General features: G+C 64.6%; 11 protein-coding genes. 7 read left to right on the top strand and 4 right to left on the bottom strand.

Annotated features, from left to right (window positions below):
• Positions 1–245: 245 nt before the first annotated feature.
• The 4 genes from Q1K33_RS01715 to mobF all read right to left on the bottom strand — a co-directional run bounded on the left by Q1K33_RS01715 (position 246) and on the right by mobF (position 10,769).
• The gene (locus Q1K33_RS01715) at positions 246–1,805 is read right to left on the bottom strand and encodes a serine/threonine-protein kinase (RefSeq protein ID WP_300399949.1); all 1,560 of its coding nucleotides are present in this window, start codon (positions 1,803–1,805) and stop codon (positions 246–248) included.
• Positions 1,806–1,867: 62 nt separating this feature from the next.
• A complete protein-coding gene (locus Q1K33_RS01710) occupies positions 1,868–3,880 on the bottom strand; it encodes an N-6 DNA methylase (RefSeq protein WP_300399948.1) in 2,013 nt (670 codons plus the stop codon).
• Positions 3,877–6,423, bottom strand: a complete 2,547-nt coding sequence (gene hsdR / locus Q1K33_RS01705; RefSeq protein ID WP_300399957.1) for an EcoAI/FtnUII family type I restriction enzme subunit R — start codon at positions 6,421–6,423, stop codon at positions 3,877–3,879. Before hsdR ends, Q1K33_RS01710 begins: the two co-directional genes overlap by 4 nt.
• 812 nt (positions 6,424–7,235) lie before the next feature.
• A complete protein-coding gene (mobF, locus tag Q1K33_RS01700) occupies positions 7,236–10,769 on the bottom strand; it encodes a MobF family relaxase (protein ID WP_300399947.1) in 3,534 nt (1,177 codons plus the stop codon).
• Positions 10,770–11,246: 477 nt separating this feature from the next.
• On the opposite strand from mobF, the gene Q1K33_RS01695 reads away from it, so the two are divergent.
• The 7 genes from Q1K33_RS01695 (at position 11,247) to Q1K33_RS01665 (ending at position 17,320) form a co-directional block, all read left to right on the top strand.
• Positions 11,247–11,672: a hypothetical protein gene (locus tag Q1K33_RS01695; protein WP_300399946.1), complete on the top strand. Its 426-nt coding sequence runs from the start codon at positions 11,247–11,249 to the stop codon at positions 11,670–11,672.
• Positions 11,673–11,803: 131 nt separating this feature from the next.
• Positions 11,804–12,619, top strand: coding sequence for a hypothetical protein (locus Q1K33_RS01690; RefSeq protein ID WP_300399945.1), 816 nt, complete (start codon positions 11,804–11,806; stop codon positions 12,617–12,619).
• Between the two features lie 144 nt (positions 12,620–12,763).
• A complete protein-coding gene (locus Q1K33_RS01685) occupies positions 12,764–13,321 on the top strand; it encodes an SAF domain-containing protein (protein ID WP_300399944.1) in 558 nt (185 codons plus the stop codon).
• Between the two features lie 67 nt (positions 13,322–13,388).
• Positions 13,389–14,102, top strand: a complete 714-nt coding sequence (locus Q1K33_RS01680; RefSeq protein WP_300399943.1) for a hypothetical protein — start codon at positions 13,389–13,391, stop codon at positions 14,100–14,102.
• Positions 14,092–15,567 (top strand): ATPase, T2SS/T4P/T4SS family, encoded by a 1,476-nt coding sequence (locus Q1K33_RS01675; protein WP_300399942.1) that lies wholly within the window; start codon positions 14,092–14,094, stop codon positions 15,565–15,567. Before Q1K33_RS01680 ends, Q1K33_RS01675 begins: the two co-directional genes overlap by 11 nt.
• The gene (locus Q1K33_RS01670) at positions 15,564–16,421 is read left to right on the top strand and encodes a type II secretion system F family protein (protein WP_300399941.1); all 858 of its coding nucleotides are present in this window, start codon (positions 15,564–15,566) and stop codon (positions 16,419–16,421) included. The genes Q1K33_RS01675 and Q1K33_RS01670 overlap by 4 nt, the downstream gene beginning before the upstream one ends.
• The gene (locus Q1K33_RS01665) at positions 16,418–17,320 is read left to right on the top strand and encodes a type II secretion system F family protein (RefSeq protein ID WP_300399940.1); all 903 of its coding nucleotides are present in this window, start codon (positions 16,418–16,420) and stop codon (positions 17,318–17,320) included. The genes Q1K33_RS01670 and Q1K33_RS01665 overlap by 4 nt, the downstream gene beginning before the upstream one ends.
• Positions 17,321–17,331: the final 11 nt, after the last annotated feature.

Genomic DNA, 17,331 nt, shown 5'->3' with positions numbered 1-17,331 from the left:
GTCTATCTGCGGACCGACGCGCCCGGCCGACCTACACCCTCATCTGGGAAGAGCCCTCAAACCCCATGGCTCGGTCGCTCGAGGGGTTGGTGAGCGCCACGAAGGGCACCCTCTAGCGAGTAGCTGTCGGCCCCGAGCCCATTTCCAACGACACAGCGTTCATCGGTGTTCGCCAGCCCAAGCATGGAAGAATCGCGGCCACAGCCAAGGTGACCCTTGGAAAACCGGGGCTGCGCGGTACGCCTCTAAGAAGCTGTCGCGACGAGCGGTCCGACCCCAGCCCGAACGGCCGCGGGGAGACTTCGAATCGTGAAATCAGTGATCGACCATCGCAACTCATCGAGGGGGATCGAGCGGAGCGCCTCCACCGCCGCGCTGGCACCTGCCTCAGACTTGATGTCTTGCAGAACCTCCACCAGGACATCCCGGACGTGCCAGCGGCTATGGTGAGTCCCGAGTCGCGCAAGAGCACGGACTACCTGCCCCAGCGCCTTCGGGTCTTGGGTTCCCCGCGCCACGCGACGCAAAAAGTTCGCAAGGGTGTCGCAGTATTCGAATGAGAAGCTTCCGGTTCCGGCGTGTGCGGCGAAGCGTTGGATCACACGGCCGAAGGCAGAAGGGTCCCATTCCCATAGCCACCTGATCGAGGCGAGATCCATCCAGGGGAGAACACGAACCAAAGACGCCATGTCCTCGTCGCTGGCTTCATCCAGCGTCAGCGCCCACTCGACCACGTTGATGAGGTCCTCTCCACCTGGACGACTCAGAAGCCTGTCTCGCAGCCGTTCAGCCTGCTCCTCTCTCGTTTCCCATGACCCATGCGATGCCTTCGCGCCCATTGCACGATCCATAGCCTCGACGAATTCCTCGACCGATTGGTAACGAGCGTCAGGAGCGTTGGCGATGGCCCTCTCGACCACGGGGCGTAGCACACTGACAGGCATCTCAGCGTTCACCGGCATCTCACCAGTCACCAGTTCCTGCAGGATCTTGCCCAGACTGTAGACATCCGAGCGATGATCCGCCGTCCTCGCCTGCTGCCACTGTTCTGGCGCCGTATAGACCCACGACCCGAGGCCCTGGCGGTATGTCGAGGTGAGTGGATCCGTATCTCGCTCCGCCTGCACGGCTAGTCCGAAGTCAGAGACCGCCCACGTCTCCGTGCTGCCGTCCTCGGCGCTAAGACGCAAGACATTCGCCGGCTTGAGATCACGGTGATAGACGCCGTGTTCGTGGACGTGGGCCAAACCCGCGCAAACCTGCCGCAGGATGTCGACGATCATGGGTGGTGTCAGTTCCGTGGTTGAGGCGAAGTCAGACAGACTGCCCTGCGCGATCGGCATTGCATACCAAATCTGGTCCGCAGAAGTATCTCCATCGGACAGAACTGGCACCACATTTGAATGGGTTAGATCCTGCATGATGCGTAGTTCACGTCGAAAGCGTTTGATCGCCTCGGCGTCAATGCTCCCGACGTCACGAAGAACCTTGATCGCGACTGTGTCGCCGGTCTTCTTGTCAGCGGCCCGGTAAACATCAGCGAAACCCCCACTACCAATTGCTGGATACTCCAGCAGAAAGCGGCCTCCGAGCGTTCGGCGAGCATCCTCAGCTGACGGACGGCCGGCCTTGGTGCGCCGGAGGCTGGAGCCGGCCCACGCAGCAATGACATCCAGGTCCCAGATCGGCCCCTGGGCGATCTCGCCGATCGGATCCGGAAAATCTGCACGTTGACGCAAGGCTGTTACCCGCGACAGGGAGACGCCTAGTTCCGCAGCCACCTCACTCGATCCACCAAGCCGCACAGCGCCCTCCTAAATAGTTGCTGGTGCTTCACCTTAACTTATTGGTGAAGTACCAGCAACGATTAAGAGTTCGAACTACTCTCCCGGTCCGTGTCGAACACTGCCGACTCGAACGCCGCCAACGCCCCAAAGGCCGCCGTCGGCAGCTCGCGAAGATGTCGCCGGATTGAAGCAAAAGATGCGATCAGCGCCGACCATGACTCACGGTCGCCAGGCACCGGAACGTTCAGTTTCTTGACGCCGTCGAAGTAGAGGCGCCGACGTACTGCTCCGCGGCTCTCCCGCTCGATCTCCGCCCTGCCCTGCTCGCTCTTGAGAAACATGAGGAGGTACTCCTCATCGAACGGGGTGTCGTCTGCCAGGCGGAAGACGACGTAGTCAGGACTGACCCACCCTGCCTCGTCTTCGCGACGACACAGCGCGATTGAGCCAACGTTGACACGCATTGGGTTGTAGACGAAGTCGCCCGGCCGAAGCTCCCGATAACGACTCGTGTCCTTTGCAGTCTTGCCTTTGAAGGGCGCAAGTCCGCCGGTATTGCTCACACCGACGTAGCGCTCAGGCAGCTGGTCGCCCGCACGTGGTCCAGCTTCCACCACCCAGTCGCCGATTGGGCGAGCTTCAGCAAGGGGGAAACGCTCCATGGAGCTATGAGCGGTGGCTAACGCCTGCGTGAGTTCAACCATCACGCCAAGACGAGTGTGAAGACCCTCGATGCGTTCGCCCGCCGTGTCAGCGCCTGTGACCAGAGCTGCGTTGGGCCATGGAATATCCAGATCGAAGCCGCTCTCGACTAACGCGTCGTAGGCGACCTCCCAAGCGCAGTCATCAGCCATGCCTTCAGTCAGCCACGCTTCAGCCCCCTTCAGCACGTCTGCCGTAATCGGGTTGGTCTTGCTGTAGGAGCGCTTCCCAGGTGGCGCGGGCACTTGATAGTAGCGAATCGTTTCGGTCCGGCCATTCTTGCCGAAGAAGATGATGTTCGTGCGTGTGTCAGGGGCAGTCGGAAAAACGCCAGTGGGCAGCCGTACGATGGCCGTTACGTTGAACTCGTTGATCAGTCGGCGTCGTACAGTTGAGAAGGCCGTTTCAGTGCGATAAAGGATGCCGTCAGGCAAAACGATGGCGGCGCGTCCACCGTCGCGCAGTTTAGCCATGCAGTGCTGCAAGAACAGCAACTCCGTCGCTGCAGACTTGCTGGGAAAGTTCTGCTGAACCTGGGGGTTTTCGGTGCCGCCGAATGGCGGGTTTGTCAAGATCACGCTGAATTGCTGGCTCGGGGCAACGTTGCGGGCATCCTGCTCAAGCGTGTTCCTCCGCACGACTTGTGGGTCTTCGACCCCATGCAGGATCAAGTTCATTGTGCCAACCAGCGCTGCGATCTCTCCGGATTCCTGCCCAAAGAAAGTCTTCGAGTTGAAAGTCGCACGTTGCTCGGTGGTCTTGGTATCCGGAGCCATGTGCTCAGCGGATCCCACAAGGAACCCCGCCGAACCCGAGCAGGGGTCGTACACAGTCTCTCCGAGCGTCGGGTTGACAATGCGGACCATCGCCTCAACAACTGGTCGGGGCGTGTAGAACTCCCCCGACCACCCAGCATCAGCTGTCTGCGCGAGCAATGACTCATAGATGACGCTCATCGCGTGGTGGTTGTCGAGCGCGTGGAAGTCGATGGAGTCGACGATGTTAACGACTTCCTTGAGCGAGTATCCCGACTTCATCACCGTGCGGATCTCTCCGAAGATCGCTCCCACTCGCTCGGCGCGGGAACTCCCCGACAATTCGCGCAAGTACGGCAACAGTTGTTCCGTGACGAACTCGATAAGCGCATCTCCTGTGAGGTCGCGATTGCGCGCCCACGTGGCCCAACGGAACTCGCGGCGAATCAATGGCCGGTACGTCGTACCGTCGATCTCGGCGACCAATTCGCGGTTCTCTTCGAGTGAATCGAAGACCTTTAAGAAGAGGAGCCAAGTAAGTTGCTCAAGATACTTCAGCGCATTCTTGGTGTTGTCGTCTGCACGCATCCGGTCGGATGCGGACTTAATCTTGGACTGGAGTTCGGAGAGGGTCATGCGTCTACTTCTGACTCGAACAGCACGGATTGGACGGTAGACAGGAAGGTGCCGACCGCCTCAGCGCCACCCAGAACTGACGTTACTCCAAGCACACCACCCCACTCGGAAAGGAACGGGGCGAGGCTGAAGAGTTCACTGCTCGCAACTTCGGCGACGCCACCGAGACGGAACTTGTCGAGGACGGCAGCGACGAACCCGTCGGGCAGAGCTGGGTAGCGCCGGACTAACTTAGCCTGCGCGGCGACAGCGCGGGCATCCAGGCTGAGCGGAGGAGCGTCGAACGCGGCGTGCCCGAGCAGGTCGAACCCGTCGAGGTCGTATCGGCCAAGGACCACGCTGAGAAGCTCCGGCGTGATCTGCCGCACAGATAGATACTCCTCAAGCTCGCGGCGACTCGCCCGCGACTGCCACGTGGCTCTGAGATCGTCAAGGGACGGGGTGCGTTCACTCACGACCGACCGGACACGGCTCAGATACTCGGCAGGATTCAATGTGTTGCCGTTGCCAAGATCGACCTCGATCTCGTCGGCGATGGCGACTTCGACACCCGAGATGCGAAGGCGACGCTCTCCCTGAGCCGGGCGACGGAGCGCGACCACCAGCGGCTGCGCGTCGGTATCGGTGGGATCCACTCGAAGGTGGCGACGGGTGTACCCGGTGGCAGCGACGAAGAGATCGAGTACAGAACTAGGCAGCTCATCGACCCGGAAGCGCGCGTCATCGTCGGCCCGCCACTCCGCAAGCAGACGGCTAACGACACGGATCGAGACTGAGGCTCCCGGGATCAGTTCCCCCGATTCCTCGTCCTGAACAATTCCGCTCAAGGAGTGCGTGCCTGTGGTCGCTCCAGCGACCGCAGGCACAGTGGGAAGATCCCAGTCGTCAAACAACCGAGTGGCGTTGGTGTAATCGATGACCCGGAAAAATGTCTTACCGGTCGTCGGATCAAGTCTGCTGCCCCTCCCGATAATCTGTTTGAACGTCGTCACCGAACCGATCGCCTTCATGAACACGATGTTGCGCACCGACGGTGCATTCACGCCGGTCGACAGCAGATCAACGGTAGTCACGACAACAGGCTCAGCGCTCGAAGCGAGCTGGAATTGCTCAAGCAGGGGCTGCGCGTCGCGCTCTTCACTAACGATGCGGGCCGCATACAGGTTCCTGCCAGTCTCGGAGCCCAACAACGCCTGCATCTCAGAACGAACCAACTCGGCGTGCTCCATCGTTACGCAGAAGATCATGGTCTTGTCGAGAGCCCCGTAGGTGCGCAACAGCCCGGCCAGGTGCTCGCACATCAACCTTGTCCGGTCTGGCACGATGATCGCTCGCTCGAACTCCTTTATGTCGTAGCTGTCGCGTGGCGTGGCACCTTCCGGCACGATCAGTTCCGCACCGCGCTCGATCTCGTCACGGATGACGAGTCCTTCGTCAACGCTGGTGCTGATCTTCATCACTTTGTACGTCGCCAAGAATCCGTCATCGATCCCTCGACCGAGTGAGTACTCGAAGATGGGGCGAGGCTGCCCTTCCGCATCAAGATTCTCCGAGGCGAAATGGGCATAGGTATCGACCGAGTCACTCTGCTTCGGAGTGGCAGTCATGCCCAGGTGGAACGCGCCTTGGAAGTGTTCGAGGATCGCAGACCAGTCACCGTAGCCACTTCGATGGCACTCGTCGATGATCACCACGTCGAAGAAGTCAGGTGGGTACTGTTCGTAGACGCGACCGCCTCCGACCGCGTCTGCATAGAGCGACTGATAGATCGCGAAGTGGACGTCACGTTCTAAGGGCACCGCGCCGCCAGTCACGACGCCCCGCCGATCACCCAGGCCTCCGAACTCGTTGTAGGCCTGATCGCGCAGGCTGACACGGTCTGCAATGAAGAGCACGCGCCTTGCGTACTGACTTGAGAGCAGCTTGTGAACAAAGTTGAACGCTATGAATGTCTTGCCCGTCCCTGTCGCCAAGGACAGGAGTGCCCGGCGCCGCCCCAACAGGATTTGCTCAATCGACGCGCTGACGGCTCGCTCCTGGTAGTAGCGCATCGAGGGCGCTCCTGGGAGAGCGAACGCCGACTGCAGAAGCGGATTCGCAACCTGCCGCCCGTCTGGCGTCGTCACGGTGGGTCCCCTCCATGTCACCCGTTCGCGCCACCTTGTCACAAGTTCGTCCGGGCTTGGGAAGGCGCTGAGTCGACGAACGACTCCCGTTCTCAAGTCCTGCTCCACGACTTCGTGGCCGTTGCTAGAGAAGGCAAACGGGGCCTGCACATCGAACGCATACGCCAGCGCCTGTTGTAGTCCGGCCCCCGGAGCGTGAGCTTCATCCTTGGCTTCGAGCGACGCCAAAATCGCACCTCTCGGCTCTGCCCTCAGCACATAATCGATGAACTGCGGTTCGTCGCGAACGGTCTGCTCGCCCAGCAGGCGTAGACGCCCGGCTCGGTAGACGTATTCCTCCTCGATCAGCGCGGGCGTCCAACCCGCATCCGCGAGCAACGGGTCAATCAGCTGCTCGCGCGTCTCACGCTCGTTCATGGTCACGCGCGCTAGTCTTCCAAGAAGTGCCGACAGTTTGCGAGCCGCACCGCGGTCGGAGCGGGCAGATTCCCTCTTGGACTTGCATGTGCCCCGTTCAAATTGAACCGTGCACACGAGGTCGTGTGACCATGCAGGTAATCGGCGGACGACAGCGGACCCTTTGCGGACCACTCGCAAAATACGACGCCGCACCGCGGTCACTGTTGCTCGATTCGTGCAGCCAGCGGACTCACCGCGAGTTGCAACGCATGGAACCGGTCGCGTCGATCTGGGGCAACAGCCGCATGCAACGGGGCTTAGGAGGTTTCCGGTCGAGGAGGCCGTCCTCATCCCCTCGATCGGGGGAGTCGACATCGGCGCAGTGTCGTCGTCTGTCGAGATCACAGTCTCTGACCAATCGCTCGCCTACCGGCCGTTGAGCACACGGCCACCCAGCCGCACTTAATCGTGTTCCACGCGCAAAGAAGTGCGATCGGGTTAAGCCAGCCGGGACCGTCTGAGTTGATGATTGAAGTCAGACAGGCCCCGAGAAGACCGTAGGCGACCGTCAGGACCGCTGAGACCGGAAGCGCGAGACGTTGAGCCTCGGTAGTGCGCAGTGCGCGGATGAGGATGTTGGTTGGCGCGTAGGCGTCGAGGTAAGCGTGGACGGTTGCGGCCAGACGGACCGAGACCATCAGAATCATGGCGTTATCCCCTTCAGACGAACCGATGTTGTCTCTCCGGGGTAGCGCGCCAGCCGACTGGCGAGAGCAACAATCTCCGGCACCTGTGGACAACGACGGCTGGCGAGCGCCTGTGGAAACTCGTCAGCGAGCCATGACGGTCGGCTGGATCCCCGTGACACGGGGATCCACGGGGTCGCTGACCAACTCCTGTGTCCGCCGTAGAGCGGCCGCTGCGCGTTCTCGGTCGGCGCGCTGGGTGATGCTCGCAGGCACCGGTCCCAGCGGGTGAGCTCCGGTGATGCCGTAGCGGTCTCTGTAGGCAGCAATGATGCGGATCTGGTCGAAGCAGACGTGTAAGGCAGATGCGCCCTCAGTCGGACTGATGGTCGCAACCCACGGCTCACGGTCCTTGATTGCGCGCTCGGCCAGTGCGGCGGCGCGGGCTTCCATCAGCTCGCGGCGCTCGTCGAGCGCTTGACGCTGCTCGGCGGTCATCGGTCCGGAAGCAGCCGCGATCAAGCCGACGACAAGGTTCGGTGCTGCGCGGCGGCGGCCGGTTCGCTTGGGTCGTGCAGTGGCATGGTGGAGGCGGCTGATCAGCACGGCGCCGATGTCGTGGGCGTCCGCGAGTCCCCGGCTCGCGACAACCCGAGGGAGGACGATGGAGAGGCTGTAGCCGTTGGCTTCGGCACGGCGGAACTCCGCAGCCAGTGGCGCGAAGGAGTCAGAAGCCAGGAGGCGTTCGACGTCTGCCTCGTCCAACCCGATCTGGTGGACCAGCTTCGTCCAGCGGTCGCGTTGGGCTTCGGCGGCGATGGTCTCGTACTCGGCGGCCAACTGGGCGATGGACGACCAGTGCTCGTGCTCGGCCTCGATCATCTGGTGCGCCGACAGCTCGACACCGGAGCGTTTGAGGATGCCGTAGAGCACAGTCCGGGCGGTGACCTCTCCGTCCTGCGGCGGGGTGTGGGTGTCGTCCGGGTCGTCGAGTGCGACGTAGACAGTGTTCGATCGACGGCCACGGGTCATCGAGACGTACAGGTTCTCCCGGTTGGTGCGCTCCGAGGCGACCACGTGGGCGGTGTCGACCGTCATGCCCTGGGCCCGGTGCGCGGTGGTCGCATAGCCGAGGTCGACGCTCTCGCGGACGTAGGCCGCGGGCAGGACCACCGCACCCGCGCTTCTCTGGTCGAGGCGGGTGGCTAGGACGGAGCCGTCGGGCAGGACGTCAGTGATCCGCCAGCGATCGCCGTTGCGGACCCAGCCCCCTCGAAGCGACCGGAACTGCCGCTGGTTGCGGCGGGTGATGATCAGATCCCCGACCGACCCACGGTTGCCGTCAGCAAGCTCGACCTCGCGACCGGCTTCGGTCTCACCGGTAAGGATCCGCTCAGCGCGAGCTCGTTGATTGAGTCGGGTGACGGTGGCGGTGGCTTCGGTGACCAGAACGCTCGACAGCCCGGCCCGGATATCGGTGCGCCAGGCGTCGTAGGCGGCGTCGGTCATCTCGTCGGTGCCGCCGCTGTGGACACGGTCGTGGTGGAGGTAGATGCCGATCACGTCGGTGTCCCCTACCCGCAACGCAGCGGTGGCGGTGGCTTCCCAGTCATGGTCGAAGCGGAGGATCTCCACCAGTTCGGGGGTGTCATCCCGGGCGGCGGCGAGCATCGAGAACGCCCCACCAGCGTCGACGGACTGCAGTTGGGCCCAGTCCCCGACCAGGAGCACCTTCGCCCCTGCGTCGGCGACCAGACCGGTGATCCGGTCCAGCGTGTGCGTGCCGGCCAGCGTGGCTTCGTCGATGATCACCAACTGACCGCGGGCGAACTGGGCTCGGCCCCGGTCGTGCTCGTGGAGCCACTTGGCGGTGTTGTCACACACGATGCTCAGATCGTCAGCCAGAACCTGCGCTGCGGCAGCCGACGGAGCGAGCCCGACGACCGATCCGGGGCCATGGGTGGTGGTCCAGGCGGCATGCAAGGCACGCATCGCGGTCGTCTTCCCCGCCCCAGCCGGGCCAACCAAGAGGTCGACCTGCCGGCCTGAGGTGGCGATCTGGGCCAGCGCGTTCGCTTGCCCCTCGGACAGGTGGTGGCCAAGGACGTCGCGACTGGTGGCGCCCTCGACCGTGGCAAGATCGACTGCGGGTGCGGTCGCCGTGTTGGCGCGGACCAGGAGCCGGTCTTCGGCCGCGAGCAGGTCAGCGGAACTGAACACCACCGACTGGCGCGGCCGGAACCGACTCGAACCGTCAGCCCATCGGAAGGGTTCAGGGCTGGCCGCGAGCTCAGGTGGGGTGAGGCGAATGGATGCGCCGATGGCAGCGTCGACGATCAGGGCAACGACGGCCTCGCGGTCGCGGGCTGTGGCGAAGCGCCACTCCATCGTCTTCCTTGACGCCTCGGCCCACAGGTTCCAGTGCCGCCAGGTCGATCGCTTCTCCCCCACCACCGCCACCACCTGACGCCCGACCTCGGTAATCATGTCGAGCGGCACGTCTTCGGCGCGCAGCCCGATGCTGCCCGCATGGGCGAGAACCGAGTGCGCCCAGCCAGTCGGATCCGCACCCAGCAGACCTTGGGCTCGGTCACGCCACCCCGTCGTCAACTCAGCCAGTGAGTGCAGTTCCTTCTCGGGGCGGGTCGCGATTGTCGCCGTCGCTCGCAGTTCGATGATCGTCTTTGCCGATGGTCGCCGACCATACTCAGCGACGTACTCCTCAATCAGTCGGTCGGTCTCGATGTCGACATCACGGGAGCGGTTCGAGAACTCGCGGATCAGGTCGTCGCTTACGCCTGTGATCTCCAGTGCCTGGTTGCGGTCGGCGCCGCGGTCGCGGCGGTCCCAGGCGAGGCCGAGGCGTCGGGTGAGCAGGTCGGCCAGGACTGCGTTGTAGTGCTCGGAGATCGCGACCACGCTGCGGTGGATCGGGATCGAGTCGAGGCTGCGCCACTTCTGGTCGTAGACGGTGCGGACCTTGTTGGAGACGACCACGTGGGTGTGCAGTTGCGGGTCACCGCAGCGTGAGTCCCAGTGGTCGTATGCCGTCGCCGCCACGCCGGCGACCTCGTGCTGGGCGACGGCGCCGTTGCGGGCGTTAGCACCCGCCCTCGTGACAGCGATTTCACGCTCGAAGAACTCCAGCACCTCGGCTACGGCGTCGTGGTGGGCCTGCACAAGCTGCGTCTGCAGGTCAGCGTCCGCGAGTCCCCACAGCGCTGAGACTGACTTTGGGACGCTGAAGGTCAGGTCGAAGCCAGACACCGCAGTCTTCGGCCCCCGGGCTTCTTCCTCGTGGGTGATCCGGGCGACCACGTTCGCTCGTGTCTCCGCCGTCAACGCAAGGTCGAGCTCTGCGATGCGCTGGTCGATGCGCCCCTGCATCGACGGGTAGGTCGGATAGCCCCGTCCCAGTTGCTTGCCGGTGATCGGGTCGCGGCCGTGGACGAGGAGCAGTTCGAGTTGCGATGGCGTCACCTCCGCACCAACTGTCAGCTGGCCTGCCCCAAACTCGCGGACACCGGAGCCCAGCCAGACGCCTGGCGGCGTGCCGGCTTCGGCGTAGTACCGCGTCATCGGCGTACGCAACGCCCGGTTGCCGTCGCCCACGACGACGCTCTTGAGCAGGTAGTCGCACCCGTGTCCGGGGCTCATCTTCCGCAGCGACACCGTCACGACGCACCTCCTCGAAACGAAGGTGTGCCGGGTGTTCCGCCTCGCTGTGCCAGAGGTGTGACCGGATTGAGCAGCGGGCTGCGGAGCAGTCGATTTTCGGGCGATTGCGAGTGGCGGGCGCCGGCTGTGCACCTGATCAATGAGGTGCAGACAGGAGGAACGGATGTTGCGCAGATCACATTTCAATGGCTCAATGGTTGCAGGCGGTGAACTCGGTGGGACCGCTATCGGGGCGCCGTCTATTGCTCACCCGGGACTTTCTCGGTGGAGCAGTTGGACTCGGCCATGGTGAAATTCAGCAGAGCTTTCTCGGTCGCGACAGCAGGTCTCATGCTCGCCGCGGTGGCTGCCTGCGGCTCGGACAATGACACAGACTCCACGCCTACGCGGTCCCCAGGGGCCCGCGAAACGATCACCTCCCCCAGCCCGTCTCCGACTTCACCTGAGGATGAGGCGTCTGCCTCCGCGGTCGAGGCGGTGACCACGTACTACGCCACGATCGACTCGCTCCGCCAGGACCCTGAAGCTCCGATCAGCAACCTCGAAGCCGTGGCTGTGAGCACGCAACTCTCGGCACAGCAGAAGTTCCTGGCGAGCCAACGCAATGACGGGCTCTACCAAGTCGGCGACACCAAAGTCATCGAGACGAAGATCCAGTCGGTCAGTCTGGACAACTCTGATCCGTCAACGGGGCGGGTTCCCTCGGTGACCATCGATGTGTGTTGGGACGTCAGCGGCGCTGACCTTCTCGATGTCGACGGCAAGTCCGTCGTGCCATCAGACCGCGCGGACCGGGGTTGGACACGTCTGACCGTGGCGAACTACACCTGGGACACCGACCCCAAGGGTGGCTGGCGTATTGCCGGAGGCAAGGACATGGAGAAATCGCCGTGCACCGCGTAGGTCTGCAACTCCTTGTCCTTTCAGGACTACTCGCTGGGTTCCTGATCGGCGCCAGCACGCCAGCCGCGACGGCGGATAGCAAGACGGTGTGCCAGCAGCAGGACCCATTGTCAGGGATCTGCGTGGTGTGGGTGGTCGTCGAAGTGCCGAGCAACGAGAACGTCGACGACGGCCCGAAGGACACCGGCTCGGGCCAGAGCTGCTACTGGGACGGCACGAAACAGGGCATCACCAAGCCGCCCCCAGGACCGGTCCCCTGCACGTCGGAGTACGGATACTGGTCGAACACCTATCGCTGCTACATCCGCCTCCTCGACCCTCAACCGCCCGCCGGCGACCCAGCGTGGGAGGGACACGAGCCTGGCGACGGTGCGGTGTACGACTGCTACCAACCGCAGGCCCATCTCCTCATCCACATCTGGGCTGATAACCCTCCGGAGAACTCGGGCACGGGACCGAGCCCGCGCGACGTCGCGCAGTTGGCCATCGACGACATGGCGCTGCGGGCGATCGACGTCGGCATCACGCCAGAGCCAGGGGTGAACCGGATCGGGTTGGTCGGCATGCCGGTGTGGATGTGGGCGGCCAACCCTGACGACCACACCTACGGGCCGATCACAGCCACCGCCACTGCAGGTGGGATCACGATCACCGCGACGGCGAACGTGCAGAAGGTGACCTGGCAGATGGGCGACGGCACGACCGTCGAGTGCCGAACGGCAGGGACCCCGTACAAGGCCGCATACGGCAAGAAGCCGTCCCCGGACTGCGGTCACGTCTACACGAAGTCGAGCGCCGGAGAGCCCGGTGGCACCTACACGGTGACGGCGACGTCGTCGTGGGTGATCACGTGGGAGGGCGCCGGCCAGACCGGAACCATCCGCCTCGACGGCCTTCAGAGGTCAGTCGAGATCACCATCGGCGAGGCACAGGTGCTCGTGGAGTAACGGGCAGCGGCGAGAGGGCAGACGAAGATGAGCAGCACCGCGACACGGTATGAGCAATCGCAGATCCCCCCTCCGTCCTCTGCCGAGCCACCGTTGCCTCCACCTCCGAAGTTGCGACGACGTCCGGCCCTTATCGCTGCCGCGGTGGTGGCGATCTGTCTGGGCGCGATCCTTGGCGGTTGGGCGTGGACCGCCACGACCAACACTCAAGAAGTCCTCGCCTCACGTGCCGACATCGAGCGCGGGGCGATCATCGAGGCCGACGACCTGGTCCGGGTCCGGGTCAACAGTGACCCCGCCTTGAAGCCGGTCGGTGCGAGTTCTTTGGAGTCGGTGGTCGGGCAACGAGCCGCCGTCGACATCGCAGCTGGTTCGCTGCTGACGCCGTCGTCGTACGCCGACTCGGTAGTGCCGGCCGAGAACATGTCGGTCGTCGGCGTCGCGCTGACGTCGTCGCAGGCACCCGGGATGGACCTGCAGACGGGTGATCGGGTGCGGGTGGTTGCGACACCGGCCGAGGGCAGTGAGGCTCCGACTGGGGTTCCCTCGTTCAGCGAAGCCGAGGTGGTCGGCGTTCGAATCTCCGATGACACCGGTCAGCTCGTCGTGGATCTCTTGGTCCCCCACGCCGAGGCGGCCGTTCTGGCCACCCAGATCGCGAGCGGGAACGTCGTGATCGTGCTGGACTCCAGGGCGCGGTGACGTCATGACTGTCATTGCGCTCGGCTCTGCCTCCGGCTCCCCGGGAGTCACGACGACCGCTCTCGGGATGGCGTTGCTGTGGCCACGACCGGTGCTGCTGGTCGAAGCGGACGCCACCGGAGGGTCTGGCATCTTGGCGGGCTACTTCCGCGGCATCAAGTCCTACGACCAGGGCCTGGTTGAGCTGGCCCTCTCAGCTGACGACGTGGCCGACCTGCTGCCGCGGATCGCCCAACCGATCGGGTCCTCTACCGCGGCGTTCATCCCCGGTCCACGGGCCCACACCCAGGCGCCGGCACTCACCGGACTGTGGACGCCGCTGATGACGGCCCTGCAGGACCTCGAAGCGACCGGCCAGGACGCCATCGTCGACTGCGGTCGGCTCGGTCTCGTCGGATGGCCCGAGCCCGTGCTTGCCGAGTCAGATCTCTCCTTGATGCTGTGTAGGACGCACCTGCCTGCCATCGCAGCCACCCGCTCGTGGGCCGAAGCCGTCCAGCGTGGGCATCCGGCGTGGGCGAACCCTGGCGTGATGCTCGTGGGCGAGGGGCAGCCGTATTCGGCTAAGGAAGTCAGCAACGTCCTCGGGCTGCCGGTCCATGCAGTCGTCGCAGACGATCCGCAGTCCGCCGCGGTCTTGCACCGCGGCGTCACCATCCCCGACCGATTCGATCGCAGTCCATTGGTGCGCAGCCTTCAGGCCGCAATCTCCGCGATCCACGCCGCAGTGAACGTCCGGCGTGATGGCCTCGGCACGGAGGTGCTCTCCGATGTCCAGTGACCACCTTGTCCGTCCCACCAACGCCGATCCGCGGCTGATTGACCTGCCGCTGTTCGGCCAACCACTGCCCAGAACCCCCGCTGCGACTCCTCCGCGGCTGCCCGAGCCACCGGTTGCGTCGTCGTACGACGACGGGGAGATCGACTGGGGCGTCGTCGCCTCACTGCGCACACTTGCCTCGAAGCAACTGAGTCAGGCGGTGAGCGCGGAATCTTCTCGTCTGGACAGGACGGCGCAGACAGAGTTGGGCCGCGCCATCGTGCTGGATCTGATCGAGTCGACGATGGCCGATCGGGTCAACGACGGGCGCGGCGCGTGGAGCTCGACAGCCCAAGCGGCGCTGGCCCAAGCGGTGTTCGATTCCCTGTTCCGGCTTGGCCGGCTTCAACCACTGGTCGACGACGACCGGGTCGAGAACATCATCATCGCCGGGCACGACAACGTCATGCTCGAACTCATCGACGGATCTCTCATCGAGGGACCACCCGTCGCCGACTCCGATGCCGAACTGATCGACTTCCTGGTCTTCCTCGCTTCACGCAGCGAGGTGAACGCTCGCGGGTTCTCTGAAGCACAACCTCGGCTGCACCTGCGTCTTGACGGTGGCTCGCGATTGGCGGCTGCGGCGTGGGTGACGCCCCGACCATCGGTCGTGATCAGACGCCACCGGCTGATGCAGGTGACACTGGACGACCTCGTCGAGCGCGGAATGCTCTCACCGCTGCTGGCCTCGTTCCTGCGTGCCGCTGTCCGTGCCCGCAAGAGCATCGTGGTCTCGGGATGCCAAGGTGCCGGGAAGACGACGCTGGTGCGTGCTCTGTGCAGCGAGATCGATGAGCACGAGGCGATCGGCACGTTCGAGACCGAGTACGAACTCCACCTCAACGAACTGGGCCGTCACAAGATCGTGCATGCCTGGGAGGCACGCCCCGGCTCCGGCGAGCGTGGTGCTGACGGTCGCCTGGCCGGCGAGTTCGGCCTCGACGAGGCGCTGATCGACTCGTTCCGGTTCAACCTGTCGCGCCAGATCGTCGGCGAAGTCCGCGGCCGGGAGATCTGGGCGATGATCAAGGCGATGGAGTCCGGCACCGGATCCATCTCCACCACCCACGCCTCTGATGCCGTTGCCGCGATCCGCAAGCTCGTCACGTGCGCGATGGAGGCCGGGCCCCACGTCACCCACGAACTGGCGACGAGCAAGCTCGCCTCGACCATCGACCTGATCGTGCAACTAGATCTCACCACCGAGCGTGCAGCGGATGGGTTCCAGCGGCGCCGCTGTGTGCGTGAGGTGATCGCGGTCGCTCCGGGCGAACGCGAGACCGGCTACGCCACGACACACCTGTTCTCCCCCGATGCCTCCGGCACCGCACGGCCCGCGATCCTCCCCGAGGAGTACCGGGCGTTGGCGTCCTGCGGATTCGACCTGGGCGCGTTCCTCAGCGAGCAGCAGGTGTTGTCGTGATCGCCTTGGTGCCGGCCGTTGCGGGAGCGCTGATCGTCGCCGGAATCATCGGGTTGGTCGTCGGGCTGAAACCGGCGCCGGTGCGTCCGTCGCGGTCTCGTCCGGTTCGGCGCAAGCCGATGAGCGCTGCCACGAAGCGGCTGCTGCTGGTGGGCGTGGTCGGCGGGTGCTTGGCGTGGTTGGTGACGGGTTGGGCTCTCGCGCTGATCGCCGTTCCGGTGGCGTGCATTGGTGTGCCGATGCTGCTGTCCAACTCCGGTGCCGCAGCAAGGATCGACCGGCTCGAAGCCATGGAGGAATGGACGCGATCGCTGTCCGGTGTGCTGACTGTCGGCATCGGTCTGGAGCAGGCGCTGGTGGCCACTGAACGGTCGACTCCGAGCGCGATCCGGCCGGAGGTGCAGCGACTGGTCGCGCGTTTGCGTTCGCGGTGGAACACCGAGGAGGCGATCCGGTCGTTCGCTGACGAGCTCGATGACGCGACCGGAGATCTGGTGGCTGCGAACCTGATCCTCGCGGCACGCCGTCGGGGCGCTGGGTTGGCGCAGGTGCTGGAAAGTCTGGCCGAGTCGGTCTCTGCCGACGTACGCGCTCGACGTCAGATCGAGGCCGACCGCGCCAAGCCTCGCGCCACTGCCCGCTGGGTCACCATCATCAGCGTCGGGGTCCTGGTGATCCTCGCGATCTCCGGGACGTACGTCGAGCCATACCGCAATCCCCTGGGCCAGGTCATCCTGGTGACGCTGCTGGCTGCGTACGTCGCGACGTTGGTGTGGATGAAGCGAATGGCGATCGGCAAGCCGTTGGCACGCTTTCTCGTCGGCGCTTCGGGGACTGTGGGGCGGGCGTCATGATCGCGGGCCTGCCCTTGGCGATGGCGGCCGGCGCGCTGCTCATGCTCGGCGCCGTGCTGCTGGTCGCCCGGTTGCTACCAGCTCAGGTGGATCTCGCCGAGGCACTCGGGCGGCTCACACCATCCCGGCATGCCGATCTGGTTGCCTCCACCGAGTCGACCTCGGGCAAGGAACGCCTCGGTGTGTGGGCGATCCGGGTTCTGCCTCCCGGAATGTGGGTGCGCACGCCGACTCGGGAACTGGCGCTGCTGCGGATCCCGCTGGCGAAGTTCTACGGCGACAAGCTCACGTTCGCCGCACTCGGGTTGGTGGCGCCGCCCCTGCTCGGCGCCTTCTTCGAGGTCTTGGGCATAGGGCTGCCATTGATGGTGCCGGCGTTCGCCTCGGTCGCGCTGGCGGCGGTGTGCTTCTTCATCCCGAACTACAACGCCGTCGACGACGCGAAGCGGGCGCGGGTGGAGTTCGCGCGGGCGCTCGGTGCCTATATCGACCTGGTTGCGCTGGAGCGCCACAACGGCTCCGGCGTACGCCAGGCGATGGAGTCGGCTGCCGAGGTGGCGGACTCGTGGGTGTTCCGGCGGCTCAGTGAGGAGCTCGGCCGGTCCCGTTGGTCGGGGCTTCCGCCGTGGGATGCGTTGCATGCGCTAGCTGAGGAGCTTGGGCTGCCTGAGTTGGAGGACTTCGCCGACATCATGCGGCTCTCCGGTGAGGAGGGCGCAGCGGTCTACGGCAACCTGCGGGCTCGTTCCGCCGCGATGCGCACGGCAATGCTCAATGCCGAAATCGCCCAGGCCAACGCGGTCGGCGAACGGATGACGATCCCCGGCTCCCTGCTCGGAGTCATCTTCATGGCGCTGCTCGTGGCGCCGTCCCTGCTGCGGATGTTCAGCGGCACCTGAATGTGAGAAGG

The organism is Nocardioides sp. (genome assembly GCF_029937575.1).
Lineage (GTDB): Bacteria > Actinomycetota > Actinomycetes > Propionibacteriales > Nocardioidaceae > Nocardioides.
The sequence above is the reverse complement of the archived record's forward strand: the minus strand, read 5'-3'. Positions and strand labels throughout refer to the sequence as shown.

What these genes read in the sequence shown, in the direction of transcription:
- Q1K33_RS01710 (WP_300399948.1), bottom strand. Translation starts at nt 3,880, where the DNA reads ATGACCCTCTCCGAACTCCAGTCCAAGATTAAGTCCGCATCCGACCGG.
- hsdR (WP_300399957.1), bottom strand. Translation starts at nt 6,423, where the DNA reads ATGAACGAGCGTGAGACGCGCGAGCAGCTGATTGACCCGTTGCTCGCG.
- Q1K33_RS01680 (WP_300399943.1), top strand. Translation starts at nt 13,389, where the DNA reads ATGGCGTTGCTGTGGCCACGACCGGTGCTGCTGGTCGAAGCGGACGCC.
- Q1K33_RS01675 (WP_300399942.1), top strand. Translation starts at nt 14,092, where the DNA reads ATGTCCAGTGACCACCTTGTCCGTCCCACCAACGCCGATCCGCGGCTG.
- Q1K33_RS01665 (WP_300399940.1), top strand. Translation starts at nt 16,418, where the DNA reads ATGATCGCGGGCCTGCCCTTGGCGATGGCGGCCGGCGCGCTGCTCATG.